Below are 19202 nucleotides of genomic sequence, written 5' to 3' on the forward strand. Positions count from 1 at the left end.
GGGGCCCAGCTGGGCCTTGATGTTGCCATCCTGGAAACGCACCATCGAGTGCACATAGGACTGGGGGTGAATCTGCACCCTGACTTTCTCAATGGGAACCTTGAAAAGCTGCACCGCCTCGAGCACCTCCAGGCCCTTGTTGAATAGGGTCGAGGAGTCAATGGTCACCTTGGGCCCCATCTTCCAGCGGGGGTGGTTGAGGGCCATCTGGGGGGTGACTTTGGAGAGGTCGGCAGGCTCGTGCAAAAAGGGCCCCCCGGAAGCGGTCAGGATGAGTTCGGCCACATCCCCGAAGGGCTCGCCCACCAGGCTCTGGAAAAGCGCGGAGTGCTCGGAGTCCACCGGGATAATCTCGGCCCCGCTTTGCTCGGCTTCCTGCCAGAGCAAAGGCCCCGCGGCCACCATGCTCTCCTTGTTGGCCAGGGCCAGTCGGCGGCCCTGCTGCACCGCCGCGCGCACCCCTGGCAGGCCGGCCAGCCCCGGAATGGCCCCCACCACCACGTCGGCGGGCCAGGCCGCCACCTCGAGGGCATCGGCCAGGCGCAAGCCCGGAAAGCGGGCGCGCAGCTCAGGCCACAGGGCCTGGTCGGCAGCCACCACCTCCGGCCTGAACTCAGCAATCTGCTGGGCCAGACGCTCCAGGTTGGTTCCCGCCACCAGCCCCACCACCCGGTAGCCCCGCCAGCGGCAGACGTCCAGGGTCTGGGTGCCAATGGAGCCGGTCGAGCCCAGCACCACAATGCGTTTGGGGGTATCGCTCATGTTCTTGTTAGTGTAACGCCTCGAAGCGGGAGGTCTGTAACCCGTCCTGCAGGATGCCTTCACATAAAGATGGTGAGCAGATAGTAGGTGAGCGGCACCGTAAAGAGATGCGAATCCAGCCGATCCAGCAGGCCCCCGTGCCCGGGGAGGAAGTAGCCAGAGTCCTTGACGCCGCAGAAGCGCTTGAGCATGGACTCGGTCAGGTCGCCGAGCTGGGCCGCAAACGAGAGCACCAGGTTGACCACAAACAGTTCTACAGGCCGAAAAAGCGCGAAGGGGCTTTCGGGGTAGGCCGAGCGCACAATGGTAGTGAACAAAAACAGCAGCAAAAAGCTCGTGGCAATCCCACCGATGGAGCCCTCCACGGTTTTGCCGGGGCTGATGGTGGGGGCCAGCTTGCGACGACCTAGATAGCGGCCCACAAAGTAGCCGCCGATGTCGTTGGCGAAACTGCTGATGAGGGGCAGGGCCAGAATCCAGAGGCCCACCGTGCCGTCCGGGGAATGGCGCAGCAGCAGAAAGAACCCCAGCGTCCAGGGCAGGTACAAGAAGGCCATCAGGCTGTAGGCGAACCGCTGGATGTTGGCGCCCACAATGAGTTCGGAGCTAAAGGCGCCGATAAGCACCAGCCCCAGGGCAATTTCCCGCCAGGGCACCCCTGGGTAGATGTCGTGGAGCTGGGGCAGGCTGAAGAGGAGCATGACCAGCCCCCCGCCAATCAGGAAGGCCATGTTGAGCTCGATGCCCCTGTTGCGGAGCATGTAGCGCAGCTCGAGCGAACCCAGCACCAGGATAAAGACCAGGGCCAGGAACATGAGAATACGTCCCTCCCACAGCACCAGGAAAAGCACCACCACGCCCACCAGGGACGAGATCACACGGGTGGGCAAGGAGGCGTCGGGTCGGGGTTCGGGCGGCACCACTGGAATCTGTTGGGGGGCGGTTCTTATTGTTTCGGAGGGGCAGGGTAAACGAAACCCGCCCCCAAGGTGGGCGCACAAAATGTGGTTGGGGGCCAAAAACCAGGGGGGTATTGCCAGGTGGCAGGCTTGCAGCCCGGCCCGACGGTGTGCCTCAGAACCCTGGCCCTGCGATGGGCTCGTTGCACGGTACGCTAGCCCCCCAGAATTTCCTGCTCCTTTTTATGCAGGACTTCGTCTATCTTGTGCACGAACTCATCGGTAATCTTTTGGATTTCCGCCTCGGCGCGCTTGATGTCGTCCTCGGAGAGGTGCTTTTCCTTCTCCAGCTTTTTGGCTTTGTCGAGCGCTTCGCGCCGGGCATTCCGCACGGCAATTTTGGCTTCCTCGGCGTAGTGCTTGACCGACTTGACCAGATCGCGGCGGCGCTCCTCGGTCAGGGGCGGGATATTGATGTAGAGCGCATCGCCCTTGTTGGTGGGATTGAGGCCAAGGTCGGAGTCGCGGATGGCCTTTTCGATTTCCTTCAGCATGCTCGGATCCCACGACTGCACCACCAGGGTGCGCGGGTCGGGCGAGGAGACGGTGCCCACCTGGTGGAGGGGCATGGCCGAGCCGTAGTATTCGACCTTGATGTTGTTCAAAATGGCGGGATTGGCCCGGCCAGTTCGCAGGGTGGCGAGGTGGTGCTCGAGGGCTTCCAGCGATTTCTGCATGTGGCTTTTGGTTTCGGCGTAGAGGTCTTTGAGCATGATGGCCTCCTTAATCCTGGATAGCTTACCCCTAAATGGCATCGGGGTTGCAGGGTTAGAAGCCTATGGTTTTTGGGAATTGCCTTACCGTGTTAGCTGTGCACCAGGGTGCCCACCCGCTCCCCTTTGATGATTCGCTCCAGATTGCCCGCTGTGAACATATCGAAAACCACGATGGGCATATTTTGCTCCTGGCACAGGGCCATGGCGGTCGCATCCATGACCTGCAAGCCTTCGACCAGCGCCTGGTGGTAGGTCAGGTCGTCGTACTTGCGGGCCTCGGGGTTCTTGCGAGGGTCGTCGTTGTAGACCCCATCCACCTTGTTTTTGGCCATCAATACGGCATCCACGTTCATCTCCAGGCCCCTGAGCGCGGCAGCGGTATCGGTGGTTACGTAGGGGTTCCCGGTGCCGCCGCCAAATATCACCACCCGGCCTTTCTCCAGGTGCCGTATGGCCCGGCGGCGGATGTAGGGCTCGGCGACTTGCTGGATGGTCAGGGCGGTCTGGACGCGGGTGGGCACACCGATGAACTCGAGCGCATCCTGCAGGGCCAGGGCATTCATGATGGTGGCCAGCATCCCGATGTAGTCGGCGCTGGCCCGATCCATGCCCACGCCCTGGCGGGCCCCCCGCCAGAAGTTGCCTCCGCCCACCACAATGGCAACCTGTACGCCTAGCTGGTGGGCCTTGGCGACCTCCTGGGCCAGGGCCTTGGTGGCCTCGGGCTGGATGCCAAAACCATTTCCGCTCATGAATTCACCCGAAAGTTTCAGCAGCACCCGTTTGTACTTCATCACGCCCCCCACGATTTTGAATGCAAGTCGCCCTCGACCCGGCTCTGGGCCAAGCGGCGGATTGTCTCGGAAAAAGCCTTGTCCGAAGCCAAAGAAAAGGGCCGAAAGCCTTGCGACTCTCGACCCCGGGCAGTCATGGCCTAGGCCCCCACTTCAAAGCGGCTGAAGCGCTTGACCTGGATGTTCTCGCCGATTTTGGCAATGGCGGCCTTGATAAGCTCCCCAACCTTAATTTTCTCGTCTTTGACGAAAGGCTGCTCCAGCAAGACCATCTCTTCGTAGAACTTCTTTATGCGGCCTTCGGCAGCCTTCTCGGCGATATTCTGCGGTTTTCCTTCGTTGAGGAGTTGCTGAATGTAGATGGCTTTTTCCTTCTCGAGGTCCTCCGGCGAAACCTCTTCGATGCTGATGTAGCGGGGGTTGGCCATGGCAATGTGCATGGCGATGTCTTTGGCCAGACGCTGGAACTCCTCGTTGCGGGCCACAAAGTCGGTCTCGGAATTAAGCTCGACCATCACCCCAACCCGCTGGTTGTGGTGGATGTACGCCCCAATGATGCCCTCGCGGGCCTCGCGGTCGGCTTTTTTGGCGGCCTTGAGGGCGCCCCGTTCGCGCAGCAGGGTGGTGGCTTTTTCCATGTCCCAGCCTGCGTCTTCCAGGGCCTTCTTGACGTCGCTCATGCCGGCACCGGTCTGTTCGCGGAGTTTCTTGATTTGTTCGATTTGAGACATTGGTTTCACCTCTGGAGGGTACCGGGCCCCTGGGTGGGTACCCTGTACCGGACATGGTTAGGCTTCGGCTGCTTCGGTGGCGGCGGCCCCTTCGGCGCTGGGGGGAGGAATTTCGCGCCCACCGCCACGGGCCTCCACAATCAGGTCGGTCATGCGGCTCACGATGAGCTGGATGGAGCGGATGGCGTCGTCGTTGCCGGGCACGATGTAGTCGCACACGTCGGGGTCGGAGTCGGTGTCGGCCAGTGCAATTACCGGAATGCCGAGCTTGCGGGCCTCCTTGACCGCAATGGCTTCCTTGGTCGGGTCAACCACAAAGATGGCATCGGGCAGACGGCGCAGCTTGCGGAAGCCGCCCAGGTTCTTTTGCAGGCGCTCGAGCTCGTGTTGGAGCCGTACCTGCTCGGTTTTGACCCGTTCCTTGATTTCCTCCGAAGCGAAGAGGGCCTCGAGCTCCGCCAGGCGGTTGACCTGGGCGGTGATGGTGCGGAAGTTGGTAAGCATACCGCCCAGCCAGCGCTGGTTGACGTAGGGCATCCCGGCGCGGTCGGCTTCCTGCTGGATGATTTCCTGGGCCTGCTTCTTGGTGCCCACATAGAGGATGGTGGCCCCCCGCATAGCCAGGTCCTGGACGTACTTGAAGGTGCGCTCGAGCTCGACCATGCTCTTTTGCAGGTCAATGATGAAGATGCCGTTGCGCTCGGCATAGATGTAGCGCTTCATCTTGGGGTTCCAGCGCTTGGTCTCGTGTCCGAAGTGCACGCCGGCCTCGAGCAGTTCCTTGATGCTTACGTTTGCAGCCATGGTTTCTCCTAGTGGGACGGTTGGAGCGGGCGTTGATTTGTGCCGCTTGCGCCGGGCTCCTGGGTACCGTTCCCTAACCCCAAGCGGCGCAAGGCACACCCAAACCAAAAGTATATCCTAGAGATACCCTTTACGGAAGGGTAGTCGGTTGCTATACTCCTTGGTGCTGTCTGGCCCCTGGGGGCGTAGCTCAGCGGGAGAGCAGGTCCTTTGCAAGGACAAGGTCGGGGGTTCAAATCCCTTCGCCTCCACCAGAAGAGCCGTAAAAAAACGTCTGGGGTGTGCTTCGAGTGCTTTGAGTACGGCACCCGCAGGCCCTTCTGCCGCTTGGGCGAACCTCAAACGCCTGGGCCCAGGGTTGTTCAGAACTGGCCAGGCAGGGGTCGGCCAAACCAGGCTTGGACCACAGGCCCCGACCCCAGCGAGCCTTTGAACAGCCGTCCACAGAGCCGGTATCCCTGCCTGGAATGGAAAAGTGGAGGCCGAAAAAGGCCTGCTTGCAAAAAGCGGGTAGCTAAGGGCAATACGTGACCTTATGCTAGAAGGGTGAACGTGCCCGTTTGGGATGATGGAAGCTGGTCGGGCCTGCCGCGATTGGAAGGGGATCTCGAGGCCGAATTTTGCGTGATAGGGCTGGGCGGTTCGGGGCTTTCGGCCATCCAGGAGCTTTTGCGGCTGGGCCACACGGTGGTCGGGCTGGATGCGGGCTGGGTGGCCGGGGGTGCGGCGGGCCGCAACGGGGGGTTCTTGCTGGCGGGCCTGGCCAAGTTCTACCACCAGACTGTCTTGGAGCAGGGGCGTGACCTTGCCAGGCGACTCTACCAGGCCACTTTGGAGCAGATTGCCCGGATGATGAGCGAGACCCCCCAGGCCATCCGGCAGGTGGGCTCCTTGCGCATTGCGGCTACGGCTGAGGAACTCGACGACTGCCAGGCCCACCTGGAAGCCCTCCAGGCTGATGGTTTTGCGGCAGAACCCTACGAGGGCCCGGAGGGCAGGGGTCTCCTGATTCCAACCGACGCCGCCTTCAACCCCCTCCTGCGCTGTCGGATGCTGGCCCGGCAGGCTCTGGAGCGGGGGGCCCGGCTTTTTGAACACAGCCCGGCCCTGTGCATCAGCGGCCAGGAGGTTCAGACGCCCCTGGGACGGGTTCGCTGTCGGCAGGTTCTGGTGGCGGTGGATGGCCGGCTCGAGCAGCTTTTGCCCGAGTTGCAAAGCCGGGTGCGCACGGCCCGCTTGCAGATGCTGGCTACGGCACCTGTGGAAAGGCGCTTCCCCCGGCCTGTTTACCGGCGCTGGGGCTACGACTACTGGCAACAGCTACCCGACGGGCGCATCGCCCTGGGCGGGATGCGCGACGCGGGGGGCGAGGCCGAATGGACCACCGAGGCAGAGCCAACCCAGGCCGTGCAGGCATGCCTTGAGCAACTGCTTTCGCAACAGCGCATAGAGGCCCCCATCACCCACCGCTGGGCGGCCTCGGTAGCCTACACCCCTACCGGCCTGCCCATCGCCGAAGAGGTGCGGCCCGGTGTCTGGGCCATCGGCGCCTACAGCGGTACCGGGAATGTGGTGGGGGCTTTGTTGGGGCGGGAGGTGGCCTGGGTTCTGCACGGAGGCCGGATGCCGGGTGCGGTCTGGCTAGCCTGAGGTTTTTTGAGCATTCAGGCCCTTGGCCCTGTACATCTCGCGATCCGCGTGGCGGTAGAGGGTGTCGGGGTCGCTGCCGTCGCGGGGATAGATGGCGAGGCCAATGGAGGCCGTGACCTCGAGGGCCCGGTTGCCAATCCGCACGCTGGTATTCACTTCCTGGGCGATTTTTTCGGCCAGGCGCTCGGCCATCTCGACCGAGGGCAGGTCGGCCAGGATGACCCCAAACTCGTCGCCGCCCAGCCGGGCCACCGAGTCGGAGGCCCGCACCGAGAGGCTGAGCTGGCGGGCGATGCTGCGCAAAAGCTCGTCGCCGGTGGCGTGGCTGAAGGTGTCGTTGACCTGCTTGAAGTTGTCCAGGTCAATGTAGACCACCCCCACCAGACGGTCTTTTTCCTGCGCCCGGGCCATGGCCTGAAGCAGGCGTTCCTGGTAGAGCATCCGGTTGGGCAGCCGGGTCAGGGCGTCGTGGGTGGCCTGGTATTCCAGTTCCTCGATCAGGGCCTGTCGGTCCACTGCAATGGCGGCCAGGTCGGCGGTGGCGTGGATGGCCCGGCTCTCGGGCTCGAGCGGGGTGGGCCCCAGCACACTCAAGGCCCCCAGCACCCCTTCCTTGGTGCGGATGGGCAGGGTCAGGCCGAACCGGTACCCGGCCACCAGCAAGGCCCGGCGCACCTCTGCTGGGAGGTTGTCCTTGAGGTCGAGATTCTCTACTTCGGAGATTTCACCAAGCGTGACATTCTGCCCAAAAGGGCCAAGGGGGCTGGTCTCGAGGAATTGTCGCACCAACTCGGGCAGGCCGTGGCTGGCCACGGTGTTGAGGTTTTCCCCTTTGGCAATCTGGATGGCGCAGGCGGCTTCGGGCAACTGGGCGCTGAGCATCTCGATGGTCGCGGTGAGGATGTCCTCGAGGTCGGCCCCCCGGGCGATTAGCTCCAGGGCCAGGTTGCGGTCGCGCTCGAGGCGAACCGCCCGCTTGTGCTCGGTCACGTCCACAATCAGTCCGCGCAGGCGCACGCTGCCACCGGGCTCGCGCATGGCGCTCACGCGGTCCTGGAACCAGTGCATGCGCCCGTTTTTGTCAAAGGCCCGGTACTCGATTTCGGTGGTCTCGAGGGCCACCGAAAGGTTGCGCAGGCGCTGTGAGACCATCTCAAAATCTATCGGGTAGAGCACCCGGGGCCACACGCTCTCCTCGCGCGGGCCCAGAAAGCGCTCGACCGGGTAGCCCAGCACCCGCTCCACCTGGCGGCTTACGAAGGTAAAAACCAGGGTATCCTTCTGGAACTCGGCCTCCCAGACGATTCCACCCAGCGAGTTGACCAGTTCCTGGTAGAGGGCCCGCGACTGGCGCAATTCCCACTCGGCCCGCTTGCGCTCGGCCAGCTCGCTGCGCAGTTGTTCGAAAAGCTGGGCGTTTTCCAGCAGGGGCGCAGCGGCCCTCGAGGCCGCCATCACAATCTCAATCTCGTCCTGGCCAAACTCCCTGGGTTCGTAGCTGTCGAGCCCCAGGGTGCCCAGTACCCGGTCGCCCGCCAGAATGGGCACCAGCAGCATCGAAACCACCCCGAAGCGTTTGGCCACCTCGCGCCCCTGGCCCATACGGGGGTCGTTCTGTGCGTCCGAAACCGCAACCGGCTTGCGCTCGCGCATGACCTGGAGGCTAATTTCGTTGCCTTCCAGTGAGATGCGGTCGTTGGTGTTGCGGGCCTGACCGGCGCCAAACTCCGACACAATGGTCAGGTAGCGCCCATCGTCGGAGAGGCGGGCAAAACCCGCGTGCTGCACCCCGACCACGGCGGTGAGTTCGCTACAAATAACGTTCAATACAGTCAACGGATCGAGCGGCGCCCCCGATGTGGCCACGATTTGCTTGAGCATGGTGGCTTCTTTGAGACGACGGTCCAGCTCCTTTTTGGAGAGCGACGTGGAGTTGGAACGCCTGGAGGCAGTTTTCTTGCGCATAAGGTGTTGGGATACTCCAGATTGGGGTGTTAATGGCCCCATTCATGATAATGAAATTCACACGCGGAAATAAGACCCCCTTCGTGCCAGGTGCAAGGTGAGCGATTCGATTGTTGTTTCAAATCATTGCAAATGAACTCAGGGTGTAGGACCAACACCTGATTGAGTAAAAGGAGCAGGGGTTCGGGGGATGCGGGGCAGGCGTTAGAGCCCACGACCTACCTCCTACCACTCACCCCCACCCTGTGTTCTTGAAAGTTGCTTGTACGCCAAAACCCGGAAAAAGTGGCTCCGGTTAGAAGCCGCTAAACCCGGTTCGCAGCCTTCTTTGCCAGGCAATGCTTTGTGGCAACGGCCCTGCTCCCAAACACCGCTTGGCGAACCTGCCTGTTGGGGTATCGCCACCTTCTTCGAGGGGGGAAGGGGAGGAAGATTAAGGCGCTACCAATCTTGAGTTGGCCTTAGCGGCCTTCGTCTGATATACTCCTACCTTGCGTGACCCATTAGGGTCGCTAGTTTGGGTTGTGCCCAGGCAGGCCTGAACAAGGCCAGGCCCGCGGGTGCAACCAGCCGGAAAGGAGGTGAATATGCCGCAATACGAAGTGAACGTGATTCTTAACCCCAACCTCGATGGAGCGCAGGCGGCCCAGGAGAAAGACATCATCAAGGCCACCCTCGAGCGTCACGGCGCCGAGATTAAAAACATCGACGACTGGGGAAACCGCCGCCTGGCCTATCCCATCCAAAAAGACCCCGAAGGCAACGTGGTTTTCTACACGGTGGAAATGGCCGGTGGCAGCAACGCCGCGCTGCAGCACGAGCTGCGTCTGCGCGATCACGTGCGTCGTGTAACCATCATCCGCGACCGTCCCGAATGGCGAAACAGCAAGAAGAAGAAATGAGCTGTTGAACCCCTGAGTTCTGAGGCCAGAGACCATAACGGAACTCAAAGGCAGCCTAAAGCCCAAAGCTAAAGGCAAGCTGCAAAATGCCCGATATAGACTGTTGGCATAGACCGAAACGAAAAAGGACTGATGAATATGGCTCGAGGCCTCAACCGCGTGACCCTCATAGGCACCCTGACCCAAGACCCCGAACTGCGCTACACCGCTGGTGGACTCGCCGTGATGGAACTCAACCTGGCCGGCAACGATGTGGTGATCGACGAGCAGGGCCAGACCCGCGAACCGGCCTGGTACCACCGGGTCAAACTGCTCGGCAAAAGCGCTGAGTTCTGGGGCGACACCCTGAAAGCGGGCATGGCCCTTTTTGTGGATGGCAAGCTCGAGTACCGCGCCTGGGAGCAGGACGGTCAGAAAAAGAGCAGCCTGGAAATAAGGGCCGACCGCATGGAGATTGTGAGCCTGGAAGGCAAGCGGGGCCAGCTGACCGTGACCGACGCCCGGGGGCAGGAGCGCCTCAAGGACGCGCTCAACCAGGTGATGCTGGTCGGCAACCTGACCCGTGACCCCGAACTGCGCTACACCCCCCAGGGAACCGCCGTGACCCGCCTTTCGCTGGCCGTGAACGAAAAGTTCACCACCCGCCAGGGCGGCGAGCAGGAAAAGGTGCACTATGTGGAAACTCAGGCCTGGCGCGAGCTGGCCGAGTTTGCGGCAGAACTCAAAAAAGGAGACGGAGCGTTCCTAATCGGACGCTTGGTGAACGACTCCTGGACCGCTCAAGATGGCACCAGGCGCTACACCACCCGTGTAGAGCTGAGCCGCCTCGAGCGACTTGCCCGTGGAACTGGACAAAGCACAGGTGGAAACAGTTCCCAGAGCGCTGCTGTGGCAGCCAAAGGCCGTACGGGCAAGGTAGATATTGACGAAGGCTTGGAAGACGATTTCCCACCTGAGGAGGATTTACCGTTTTGAGCACCAAGAAGATGTCCAACCGCGCCCCCAAGGGCGACCGCCAGGACCGTGAGCGGAGCGAGCGCGCAGTGCGCCGTGGGCGCAAGCCCAAAGTGGCCGCTGCTGTGGGCGCTTTCGACCTCAACGATTTCAAGAATGTGGATATCCTCAAGCGTTTCCTGTCCGAAACCGGCAAGATTCTGCCCCGCCGCCGAACCGGACTCAACGCTCAGGATCAGCGCAAGCTGGCCCGCACCATCAAGCGGGCACGCATGATGGGCCTGCTGCCTTTCACCGAGAAGCTGGTTCGCAAATAGGGAGAGTGGAAGATGAAAGTGATTCTGCTTGAACCTATGGAAAACCTGGGCGACGTGGGGGCGGTGGTCAATGTGAAGCCGGGCTATGCCCGCAACTACCTGCTGCCTCGAGGCCTGGCCACTTTGGCCACCGAAAGCAACCTCAAGACCCTGGAGGCCAAAATCCGCGCGCAGGCCAAAAAAGCTGCCGAGCGCAAGGCGGAGGCCGAGCGGCTGAAGGAACTTCTGGAGCCCATCACCCTAACCCTCAAGGTCAGGGCCGGCGACCAGAAAATTTACGGCTCGGTGACCAGCCGCGAGATTGCCGCGGCCCTCGAGGCCCAGCACCAGATCAGCATTGACCCCAAAAAGCTGGCCCTGGAAAAGCCCATCAAAGACCTGGGCGAGTACGCCCTGGCCTACAAGCCCCACCCCGAGGTGCCCATGACCCTCAAAGTCTCGGTGGTGGCCGACAAGGCCTAAGGACGCCTTTGGCCAAAGGCTGAAAGCGAGCAGTGGCTGTACCCATGCCGCCCTGGTGGCGGCATTTTTTGTTGGCGTTGGTTCACCTTGGGGTGGGCGGGATAAAGACGGGAATGATGCCAAATCTACGACCAGAGCGCTCTTCACGTATTATGAGCCATTCGAGTTCGAGAAAGCCTGGTTCTGAACAGAAGAGTGGCGGCCTGGAAACTCGAAAACATGCCTCTCGGCCCAGACGCAACGCAGACCAGCCTGCCTCACCAAGGTGAGGCACGTCTTTTTGTCCCTTCTCGTTTTCGTGGACGGCCACGTCTGTGAAGAGCGCGTTAGTTGAAGCGAGGGTGGCTTTTGTGGGGAAAGCCTGCCTGCATGTTTCGTTGCATCGGGCATGCATCGAATACCAGGGTCTTTAGACTACGAATGAGAGAACTGGCTGTGATTTGATTCGGATGGTTTGAAGAAAAGCTTGCGGTTTTCGGGCCAGAACAGCCACACCAGCCCCAGCAGGGGCTGCACCAGTGGCAGAAAACCATAATCAATGCCAAAGTCGTGCCAGACCGTACGCCCAATCACTTCCGGCAGAACCAGGCTCAGGGTGCCCACCAACAAAACCCCGACCATTTCGAACGAGAGGGCCCCTACGGAAACCCACCAGGCCCAGGGTTTGCGGTTCACGAAAGCGACCGTGGCTACCAGGTAAATGGCTGCCGCCACCGCCGAAAGGGTGGGGGGGAAGTGGTCGGTTACGCCGGGCTTGAAGAAAAGCTGATACACCGCTCGAGCCCCCGCCGAAAGCGCCAGCAAGGGATAAGAAACGGCTAGGATCTGGCCAATAGCCCGGATCACCTGAGGGGTCAGAAGCGTGCGCATACCTCCAAGTGTACCTTGGTTTTTGAGGTGCGAATGGTTCGCATTCTCAATACTTAGAAAAACCGACTGGAATACTTGACTTTCAATCCTTACCCCAATAAACTCCCCCCTGAGTCGGGACCGACTTGAAAAAGTTACAGGAGGATCAAAGTGAACAATTATAAAGTCCTGGTCTTGCTTTTCCTGGCGATTTGGGGCTTGGGCCTGGCCCAGCAGCAGAGCCTGACTGTCTACACAGGCCGTGGGCAGGGGCTGGTAGAGCCGCTGGTGCGGCAGTTTGAGGCCGAGACCGGCATCAAGGTCAATGTCCGGTATGGGCGCGACGCCGAAATCCTGGCTGCCTTGCAGGAGGAAGGGAGCCGCAGTCCCGCCGATCTCTTCTGGGCCAACACCGCCGGTGCTTTGGGGGTGGCCTCCGAGCGGGGGCTGTTCCTTCGCCTAGGCGACTCGATTACCCGGATTCCGACCAACTTTGTTCCGGCCAGCCGTCAGTGGGTTCCCCTAACCATGCGCCTGCGGGTTCTGGCTTACAACCCTGCCAAGGTGAAACCAGAGGAACTTCCCAAGAGCATTCTGGACTTGCCTAAGCTGACGCAGTACAAGGGTCGGATTGGCTGGACGCCCACCTACAGCAGCTTTCAGGACATGGTGGCTGCGATGATTGTTTTGCACGGCGAGGCCCGCACTCGGCAGTGGCTGAGCGAGATGAAGGCCCTCGAGCCTAAAGCCTATGCTTCCAACCCCGCCATGATGGAAGCCATCCGCTCGGGCGAGATTGACCTTGGCTCGACCAACCACTACTACATTCAGCGCTTTGTGCGGGCAGGACAGAACCTCGGCACCTACTACTTTGCTGATGGAGACGTGGGTGGGCTGGCCCTGGTCACGGGCGCGGGAATCCTGAAGACCAGCAAGAACCTTTCGACCGCCAATCGTTTCCTGCTGTGGCTGCTGTCGGCCAAGGGTCAGCAGTTCTTCGCCAGCGAGATTATCGAATACCCGGTGGCCAGGGGCATCGTGCTTTCTTCTAACCTGCTGCCGATTGGCCAGGCGGTGGCCAAAAGCCCCAAGCTAGACTTCGAAAAGCTACCCCTCGACGCTGCGCTCAAGCTCCTGCGCGAGGCGGGTTTGCTGTAGCGGCAACAGAGCAATCCTCCCACAGCAGCCGATGGTCAACCATCGGCTGCTTTTTGCGGGTCAAGCCAGGCGGGACCAGAGGGGCGAGCGCTGTTTTCAAAGGCCCCAGGGTACATTTATCCCGGCTGGTTTTCTGGCATACTGTTGAGAAGTTATGAAGTCGCCCATCAGTCCTCTGCGTCCGCTCTGGCTATCCTTGGGGTTTTTCTTCGCCGGCCTGGGATTTGTTGGCACTGTGGTTCCGGGGATGCCCTCCACGGTGTTTTTTATCCTGGCGGCATACTTTTTTTCCCGTAGCAGCCAGCGTTTTCTTAACTGGGTGCTGAATCTGCCCAAGGTAGGGCCCCTGGTGCGCGACTACCGCTCAGGGCTGGGGATGCCCCGCAAGGCCAAAATTTTCGCCCTGTGTATGTTGAGTTTTTTTGCGCTCACCAGCGCCATCTTTCTAATCCCGGTTTTTTGGGTCAAGGTATTGGTGCTGCTGCTGGGATTGGTGGGTTTCTGGTTCATCCACAGCCGAATTCCGACCAAGGAAATCGTACTGGCCCAACGCCAGGTGAGCGAAGCCCAGTGAGCTTTTTCATTTGATCACGGCAAAAGGCCGCCCGGTGGCTGAAATGCGGCCCTGGTTCAGGGTCAGGGTGCCCCCTGAGCTGCTGGCCCCTATTCGGATGGCCACCCGAAAGCTACCTCGCCTTATCAGATCCAGAGCGTTCTTGTTTTGCGTATCGCTCAGGGTCAGATTTATCGTGATCTCACGGCTCGTGCCGACCGGCACACTAAAGTTGCCTGCGCCAACTCCGAAATCGCCGCCAGAATTGTCGTTTACGTTGGAGTCGTTCTCAGGTGCTAGGCGCAGCTCGTAGTTGCCGCTAAACGTTGAATCGCCGGTATTGGTCAGGTTGGCAATGACCAAAATCTGCCCGCGCTCGAGGATGTCTAGTTGAATGGGCAGGGGCACCAGGAGCCCTTCCTGGTTGGCCCCCGGAAACAGGAGTGAGCCCGAGCCCGAGGGGATGGTCAGGGTACGCTGGTTCTGCGGAATGAAGCTTAGGACGTTGACATTGATGGTGTAACGGGTGGCGGCACTGCATCCCGCCAGCAGCAAGATAAACAGAAGGGCAAGTCTTGGCATAGCTCACCTCAAAATCCCAAACCCAGGCTCAGGGCGATACCGAACACGGTGTTGCCTACAACGGGCGCCCGGTGGGTGGTCAGGGCGGTGTCCAGGGTGAACCCCGGCCCTACGAAGCCGGCCCCCAGGCCCAGGCGAAAGCCGTTGTCGAAGCCTAATCCGGCCCGGAGCCGAGCAGGCCCCAGGCTGTACTCGCCGCCTACCCGGCCAAACAGGCTGGACTCGTAGCCCAAATCGCCGCCGACCATCAACTCGCCGACCTCGAGGGGAATGCGGGTGGCGGCATTCAGGAAGAAGGCGGGCACAAAGCCAAAGCTGCTGCGCTCGCCCTGCCCGCTGATGGGGTTGCTGGAGCTGCCATCCCACCGCAGCTCGGTACCGCTCCAGCGGGCAAAGCCGAGTGCATTGCGGATGCCAAGGCCCACCGTGGTGCCCTGGGCCTCCATGACCACGCCCACATCGGCTCGAGCCCCATAGCCATTGCCATTGCCCGGAAGGGTGTAAAACACGCTGCCCCGGTAAACCGGCGGCTGGTTGGGGTCGAACTGGCCCTGGGCATTGGTCTGAACGCCCGCGCTCAGGTTGGCCTCGAGGTAGGCCAGCCCATAAAAAGCCTCGCCCCGGGTGCCCACATACAGTTTGGCTGCACCAAGGTCGGGGATGGGCACATCGGGCAGCCGGGTGGCATAGCCGAACCCCACGCTAAGGCCGGCCTGGGCGCTACCCGCCAGGTTGAGGGCATACTCGGTGCTGGGTTGAAGCTGACCGCTCTTCAGTGCCTGGCGAAGGTTGTCGTTGGGTGAGAGGCCCAGGCCAAAGCCCCCCGCAAAGAGGCCAAAATCCAGGTACAGGTTGCTCCCCAGGGAGAACGGAATCCGCAGCAGGGGAGCAGGCGTCAGGGCCTTGCTGGCGCCCACCCCGGTCGGGGCGCCGAGGCCTAAGTCGAGGTTGATGGGGTTGCCCTGATAATCGGTAATCTGTACACCAGAGGCATCTACGTTGATCTGAATTTCGGGGTAGCCCGTATTGGGGTTGATGAAGGCCCTGGAGGAAGCCGGGTTAATCAGGAATTCGTAAGGGCGGGTGAGCTGGTCGTAGAAAGTGAGCCCGTCGAAAGGGCTATTCTCGCTGGTCAGGTTGGAAAGACCCCTCAAGGCGGGCAGGGGATTGCTTTCTGGCCGTAAAAAAAGGCCCGCAAGCCCGATGGGTAGCTGAAAGCCCTGGTCTGAACCATACAGGCCGCCCGGAAAAGCCGCGTAAGCCGGGTTGAGATAGGCCGCACCCGGGCCTGGCAAAACCAAACCGGCCATGCCCAGGCTGCGCACTCCTTGGGCCAGCCCGAGCCCCCCTAAAACGAACGCTAAAACCCATAACAGGTGCTTCATACCGCCTACATTTTAGGGCCGAACGCCTAGCCCACCTGTTTACCTGTCACCAGCGGGTGGTGAAAGCAGTGGGTTAGGGCGATGGCCAGCGCGTCGGCCAGGTGGGTGGGTTTGGGAAGGGTCTTGAGCCCCAGAATGGCCCGCACCATGTAGGCTACCTGGTCCTTGTCGGCCTGGCCCTGCCCGACCAGAGCCTGCTTGACCTTGGGCGGCCCGTAGCCGTAAACCGGAATGGCAAGCTGGTCGGCGACCACAAACACCGCCCCCATGGCCCAGCCGACCTTGTAGGCCAGCTCGTTTTGCCGGTAGAAAAATTGCTCCTCAACCGCGATGGCCTGGGGCTGGTAGGTGACGGCAACCTGGTACAGGGCCCGGTATAGCTTGCCCACCCGGGCCGGGGCCGGCTCCCCGTGGGTGGTTCTGACCACTTCGCCGTGGAGCATCCGGGCCTGCTTGCCGACCTGCTCGACCACGCCCAGGCCCAGGTTGGTGATGCCGGGGTCTATGCCCAACACGATCATTGGGGGTCGCACCAGTGCGCTGCTGGTTATCGGTTCCGGGATCAGTTGCCCCTTTTGGGCGGGTAGTCGCCATCCCCGTAGCGGATAAAGGCGGGGATGTCGAAGTTGCCCACATCCACATTGCTGGCAGGAAAGTCCATCAGGGGCCGGCTGCCGGGTTTGGCCACGACTGCGCTCTCGTTGAAGCCGGCGGCAATCAGGATCACCCGCATCTCGTCCTGGGCCCGGTTGTCGTAGGTGAGGCCATACAGCACGTCCACGTCCTCCATGCCGGTGGCTTCGCGGATGCGCTCCACCACGCTGCTGGCTTCCATCAGCGAGATGTCCTCGTCGCCAACCACGTTGACCAGGAGCTTGCGGGCCCCATCCACCGAGCGATCCAGCAAGGGGCTCTGGATGGCCGACTGGGCTGCTTCAGACACCTTGTTCTCACCCCGACCTGCGCCGATGCCCATCAGAACCTGGCCAGCCCCGGTCAGCAGGGTGCGCACATCGGCAAAGTCGAGGTTGATCTGGCCGGGCAGGTTAATTACGTCGGTGATGCCCTTGACCCCGTGGTAGAGCACCCGGTCGGCAATCATGAAGGCATCCTTGGCCGAGACCTTTTTGTCCAGAGCATTGAGCAGGCGGTCGTTGGAGATGACCACCATGGCATCCACCTGTTCGCGCAGGCGCTTGATGCCCTCTTCGGCAGCGCGCAACCGGCGGGGGCCTTCCCAGGTGAAGGGGCGGGTGACGACCCCTACTGTGAGCGCACCCAGGCTTTTGGCAATCTGCGCCACCACCGGGGCGCTGCCGGTGCCGGTGCCGCCTCCCATGCCGGCGGTGATAAAGACCATGTCGGCGCCCTCGAGGTACTCACCGACCAGTTCCTCGGCCTCCTGGGCGGCTTTCTCGCCGATTTCGGGGTTGGCCCCGGCCCCCAGTCCCCGGGTTAGCTTATCGCCAAGCTGGATGCGTACATCGGCCAGGCTGGTGGCCAGAACCTGGGCATCGGTGTTGGCGGCAATGAACTCCACACCGGTGAGCCCCGATTCAATCATGCGATTGACCGCGTTGTTGCCTGCGCCTCCGAGTCCGATTACCTTGATCTGTACGTCACCCATAATCTCTCCTGGTGTCCTCGACTGATGGCGATGGTGCTCTCTGCCAATCCGAAAATACCGCTAAAAAAAGTTCTTGAACATCCCCTTGATGCGCTCCCAGAGCCCGCTGGCGGCGCTTTCGGCATTGAGGGTGGGCTTGCCGGCCTGGCTGGTTTTGCTGCGGCTGGGGCGACGCGGCAGGGGAGCCTGGGTGGCCAGGTTGGCCGCATGACGAACCAGCCCCACCGCCGTGGAGTGCGTCGGCGAGGCGACCACATCGGTCAGCCCCTGAACCCCCAGGGGCTTGCCCAGCCGTACGGGCAGGTTGAACTGCTTGCGGGCCAGCTCTTCCAGGCCGCGCACCATGCTGGCACCGCCGGTCACAATGACCTTGCCCACCGTGATTTCCAGCGGCCCCAGGGCCTCGTCCACGCTCTGGCGGGCCAGGTGCAGGATTTCGCGCAAGCGTGGGCGAATGATGCGGGCCAGCTCGGGGGCCTGGTAAGAAACCTGGGCGGCCCCTTCCTGGCTCACCTCCAGAACCAGCTCGGGGTCGGCCAGCTCGGGCAGCGCCGCCCCGTACTTTTTGGCGACCCGCTCGGCTTCCTCCACCGGAATTTGCAGCAGCTTGGCGATGTCTTGCGAAACGTGGTCGCCGCCCAGCGGAATGACTGCCGAGTGGGCCAGGCGTCCCTGGCGAAAAACCGCCACATCGGTGGTGCCTCCGCCGATGTCCACCAGCATTACGGTCATGGAGAGCTCCTCGGGCGAGAGTACCGCCAGCCCTGAGGCATAGGCTTGCAAGACCAGGCCCTGAAGCTCGAGCCCGGCGTCTTCGACCGCTTTGCGCAGGTTGGTGAGGGGGCCCTTGCTGCCGGCCACCAGGTGTACGTCCACCTCCAGGCGCACCCCGGCCATGCCGATGGGGTCGCGGATGCCTTCCTGACCGTCCACGCGGAATTCCAGGGGCAGGGCGTGTATGAGCTCGAAGTCGCCCTCGAAGGGGTAGGCCTTGGCCTGCTCGATGGCCCGCTCCACATCGGTGGCGGTAATTTGCTGCCCCCGCCGGATGGCTGCGAGGCCGTGGCTGGTCACGCTGCGGACATGGGCTCCGGCCACCCCGACCCAGACCCGCTCGGCTTTGACCCCAGCCACCCGCTCGGCCTGGAAGATGGCCTGACGGATGGACTCGGTGGTGCGCTCGAGGTTGGTCACCACCCCTCGGCGGAGGCCGTGGGAAGGAACCGTGCCTTCTCCGATGATGTCCAGGATGCCATCGGAAGAGAGTTCACCGATGACCGCGGTCACTTTGGTGGTTCCAACATCTAAGCCTACGAGAATCATCGGCGCGCACTCACCCCCCACGAATACACATATACACGGCTATCCGGCGAATGGCCGGGGTGCGCAAGAGGGTTGCTTGCGTCACTTTTGCCTATTCTGCGGGCTTTGGCCCAATCTTGCAACACTCGGACGTTCTGGCCCCATACATTAAGATTGGGCGCGAGCACCTGAAAGCCGGTACTGCTGAAACGGATACGCTCGGCATCGGGAAAAGTTTGCATTAATAGCAGCAAATCGGCCAGGGGAATTTCGCCCCGACCCTCCACCACCGGCTTTTTGGGGGGCGCCCCCGGCAGAAGCCGGCCATCGGCGCTCAGGCCATAGCGCTGCTGGCCCTTCACCAGAGTGGCGATGGGGGTGCGCTCTTCCAGGACAATGCGCAGCCGGCCTGGGGCGGGACGTTCGAGCAGAGCGGACTTGACCCAGGGGTTCTTTTGGAGGGGCTCGAGGCTGGAGGGCCAGGCCCACAGCCAGGGACGCCCCGGCTCGAGGCCGGTCAGCTGCTGCACCTCGGCCTCGGAAAGCTGCTGGTGGCCCACCACCTCGACCTGCTCGATGGGCAGCACCACATACGAGCCCACCGCCAGGGTAGCCAGCAACAAGGCCACCAGAACCGCTCGTATCATGGCTCCCCCCTCGCTTTCCGGGCCGCAAGAGGGCCTGGAGCCCTGGCGCCTGGCCCGGTCGGGAGGCGGCAGGCCCGGAAGGG

General features: G+C 61.9%; 21 protein-coding genes and 1 tRNA gene. 8 read left to right on the forward strand and 14 right to left on the reverse strand.

Annotated features, from left to right (window positions below; genetic code table 11):
* The 6 genes from NZN28_RS06175 to rpsB form a co-directional block, all read right to left on the reverse strand.
* Nucleotides 1–762: 1-deoxy-D-xylulose-5-phosphate reductoisomerase (locus NZN28_RS06175; RefSeq protein WP_295396180.1), on the reverse strand; the 762-nt coding region annotated here is incomplete at its 3' end.
* Between the two features lie 59 nt (nucleotides 763–821).
* Nucleotides 822–1682, reverse strand: coding sequence for a phosphatidate cytidylyltransferase (locus NZN28_RS06180; RefSeq protein ID WP_295396183.1), 861 nt, complete (start codon nucleotides 1680–1682; stop codon nucleotides 822–824).
* Nucleotides 1683–1876: 194 nt separating this feature from the next.
* Nucleotides 1877–2437, reverse strand: a complete 561-nt coding sequence (gene frr / locus NZN28_RS06185; protein WP_295396268.1) for a ribosome recycling factor — start codon at nucleotides 2435–2437, stop codon at nucleotides 1877–1879.
* An 89-nt stretch (nucleotides 2438–2526) separates the two neighbouring features.
* The gene (gene pyrH, locus NZN28_RS06190) at nucleotides 2527–3231 is read right to left on the reverse strand and encodes a UMP kinase (protein WP_295396186.1); all 705 of its coding nucleotides are present in this window, start codon (nucleotides 3229–3231) and stop codon (nucleotides 2527–2529) included.
* Nucleotides 3232–3371: 140 nt separating this feature from the next.
* The gene (tsf, locus tag NZN28_RS06195; RefSeq protein WP_295396188.1) at nucleotides 3372–3962 is read right to left on the reverse strand and encodes a translation elongation factor Ts; all 591 of its coding nucleotides are present in this window, start codon (nucleotides 3960–3962) and stop codon (nucleotides 3372–3374) included.
* 57 nt (nucleotides 3963–4019) lie between these two features.
* A complete protein-coding gene (gene rpsB, locus NZN28_RS06200) occupies nucleotides 4020–4766 on the reverse strand; it encodes a 30S ribosomal protein S2 (RefSeq protein WP_295396191.1) in 747 nt (248 codons plus the stop codon).
* 179 nt (nucleotides 4767–4945) lie between these two features.
* Here rpsB and NZN28_RS06205 point away from each other — a divergent pair.
* Nucleotides 4946–5020 (forward strand) — tRNA-Ala (locus NZN28_RS06205).
* 298 nt (nucleotides 5021–5318) lie between these two features.
* Nucleotides 5319–6416, forward strand: coding sequence for an FAD-binding oxidoreductase (locus NZN28_RS06210; RefSeq protein WP_295396194.1), 1098 nt, complete (start codon nucleotides 5319–5321; stop codon nucleotides 6414–6416).
* On the opposite strand, the gene NZN28_RS06215 is transcribed toward NZN28_RS06210, so the two are convergent.
* Nucleotides 6408–8381, reverse strand: coding sequence for a diguanylate cyclase (locus NZN28_RS06215; protein WP_295396197.1), 1974 nt, complete (start codon nucleotides 8379–8381; stop codon nucleotides 6408–6410). The genes NZN28_RS06210 and NZN28_RS06215 overlap by 9 nt on opposite strands.
* Nucleotides 8382–8968: 587 nt before the next feature.
* Between NZN28_RS06215 and rpsF the strand changes: the two genes are divergently transcribed.
* The 4 genes from rpsF (at nucleotide 8969) to rplI (ending at nucleotide 11016) form a co-directional block, all read left to right on the forward strand.
* Nucleotides 8969–9283 carry a 30S ribosomal protein S6 gene (gene rpsF / locus NZN28_RS06220; protein ID WP_295396200.1) on the forward strand — a complete coding sequence of 105 codons (315 nt, stop codon included), beginning with the start codon at nucleotides 8969–8971 and terminating at the stop codon, nucleotides 9281–9283.
* Nucleotides 9284–9421: 138 nt separating this feature from the next.
* Nucleotides 9422–10258: a single-stranded DNA-binding protein gene (locus tag NZN28_RS06225; protein ID WP_295396271.1), complete on the forward strand. Its 837-nt coding sequence runs from the start codon at nucleotides 9422–9424 to the stop codon at nucleotides 10256–10258.
* 11 nt (nucleotides 10259–10269) lie between these two features.
* Entirely contained in the window at nucleotides 10270–10554 is a 285-nt protein-coding gene (rpsR, locus tag NZN28_RS06230; RefSeq protein ID WP_295396275.1) for a 30S ribosomal protein S18, read from the forward strand.
* 12 nt (nucleotides 10555–10566) lie between these two features.
* Complete coding sequence (gene rplI, locus NZN28_RS06235) at nucleotides 10567–11016, forward strand: 50S ribosomal protein L9 (protein ID WP_295396203.1); 450 nt, start codon at nucleotides 10567–10569, stop codon at nucleotides 11014–11016.
* Between the two features lie 414 nt (nucleotides 11017–11430).
* On the opposite strand, the gene NZN28_RS06240 is transcribed toward rplI, so the two are convergent.
* A complete protein-coding gene (locus NZN28_RS06240) occupies nucleotides 11431–11886 on the reverse strand; it encodes a hypothetical protein (protein WP_295396206.1) in 456 nt (151 codons plus the stop codon).
* Nucleotides 11887–12036: 150 nt separating this feature from the next.
* Here NZN28_RS06240 and NZN28_RS06245 point away from each other — a divergent pair, with 150 nt between their 5' ends.
* Nucleotides 12037–13023, forward strand: coding sequence for an iron ABC transporter substrate-binding protein (locus NZN28_RS06245; protein ID WP_295396209.1), 987 nt, complete (start codon nucleotides 12037–12039; stop codon nucleotides 13021–13023).
* A gap of 154 nt (nucleotides 13024–13177) precedes the next feature.
* Complete coding sequence (locus tag NZN28_RS06250) at nucleotides 13178–13597, forward strand: YbaN family protein (protein ID WP_295396212.1); 420 nt, start codon at nucleotides 13178–13180, stop codon at nucleotides 13595–13597.
* Nucleotides 13598–13603: 6 nt separating this feature from the next.
* Here NZN28_RS06250 and NZN28_RS06255 read toward each other — a convergent pair whose 3' ends face one another.
* Genes NZN28_RS06255 through NZN28_RS06280 form a run of 6 tightly spaced genes read right to left on the reverse strand, consistent with a single transcriptional unit; the run spans nucleotide 13604 to nucleotide 19119 of the window.
* Nucleotides 13604–14158: a hypothetical protein gene (locus NZN28_RS06255; RefSeq protein WP_295396214.1), complete on the reverse strand. Its 555-nt coding sequence runs from the start codon at nucleotides 14156–14158 to the stop codon at nucleotides 13604–13606.
* Between the two features lie 8 nt (nucleotides 14159–14166).
* Nucleotides 14167–15543 carry a TetR family transcriptional regulator gene (locus NZN28_RS06260; RefSeq protein ID WP_295396217.1) on the reverse strand — a complete coding sequence of 459 codons (1377 nt, stop codon included), beginning with the start codon at nucleotides 15541–15543 and terminating at the stop codon, nucleotides 14167–14169.
* 26 nt (nucleotides 15544–15569) lie between these two features.
* A complete protein-coding gene (ruvC, locus tag NZN28_RS06265) occupies nucleotides 15570–16064 on the reverse strand; it encodes a crossover junction endodeoxyribonuclease RuvC (protein WP_295396277.1) in 495 nt (164 codons plus the stop codon).
* A 41-nt stretch (nucleotides 16065–16105) separates the two neighbouring features.
* Nucleotides 16106–17170, reverse strand: a complete 1065-nt coding sequence (gene ftsZ / locus NZN28_RS06270) for a cell division protein FtsZ (protein ID WP_295396221.1) — start codon at nucleotides 17168–17170, stop codon at nucleotides 16106–16108.
* Between the two features lie 60 nt (nucleotides 17171–17230).
* The gene (gene ftsA, locus NZN28_RS06275) at nucleotides 17231–18493 is read right to left on the reverse strand and encodes a cell division protein FtsA (protein WP_295396224.1); all 1263 of its coding nucleotides are present in this window, start codon (nucleotides 18491–18493) and stop codon (nucleotides 17231–17233) included.
* Nucleotides 18490–19119 carry an FtsQ-type POTRA domain-containing protein gene (locus NZN28_RS06280; protein WP_295396228.1) on the reverse strand — a complete coding sequence of 210 codons (630 nt, stop codon included), beginning with the start codon at nucleotides 19117–19119 and terminating at the stop codon, nucleotides 18490–18492. The genes ftsA and NZN28_RS06280 overlap by 4 nt, the downstream gene beginning before the upstream one ends.
* Nucleotides 19120–19202 lie beyond the last annotated feature (83 nt).

Source organism: Meiothermus sp. (assembly GCF_025056915.1).
Lineage (GTDB): Bacteria > Deinococcota > Deinococci > Deinococcales > Thermaceae > Meiothermus.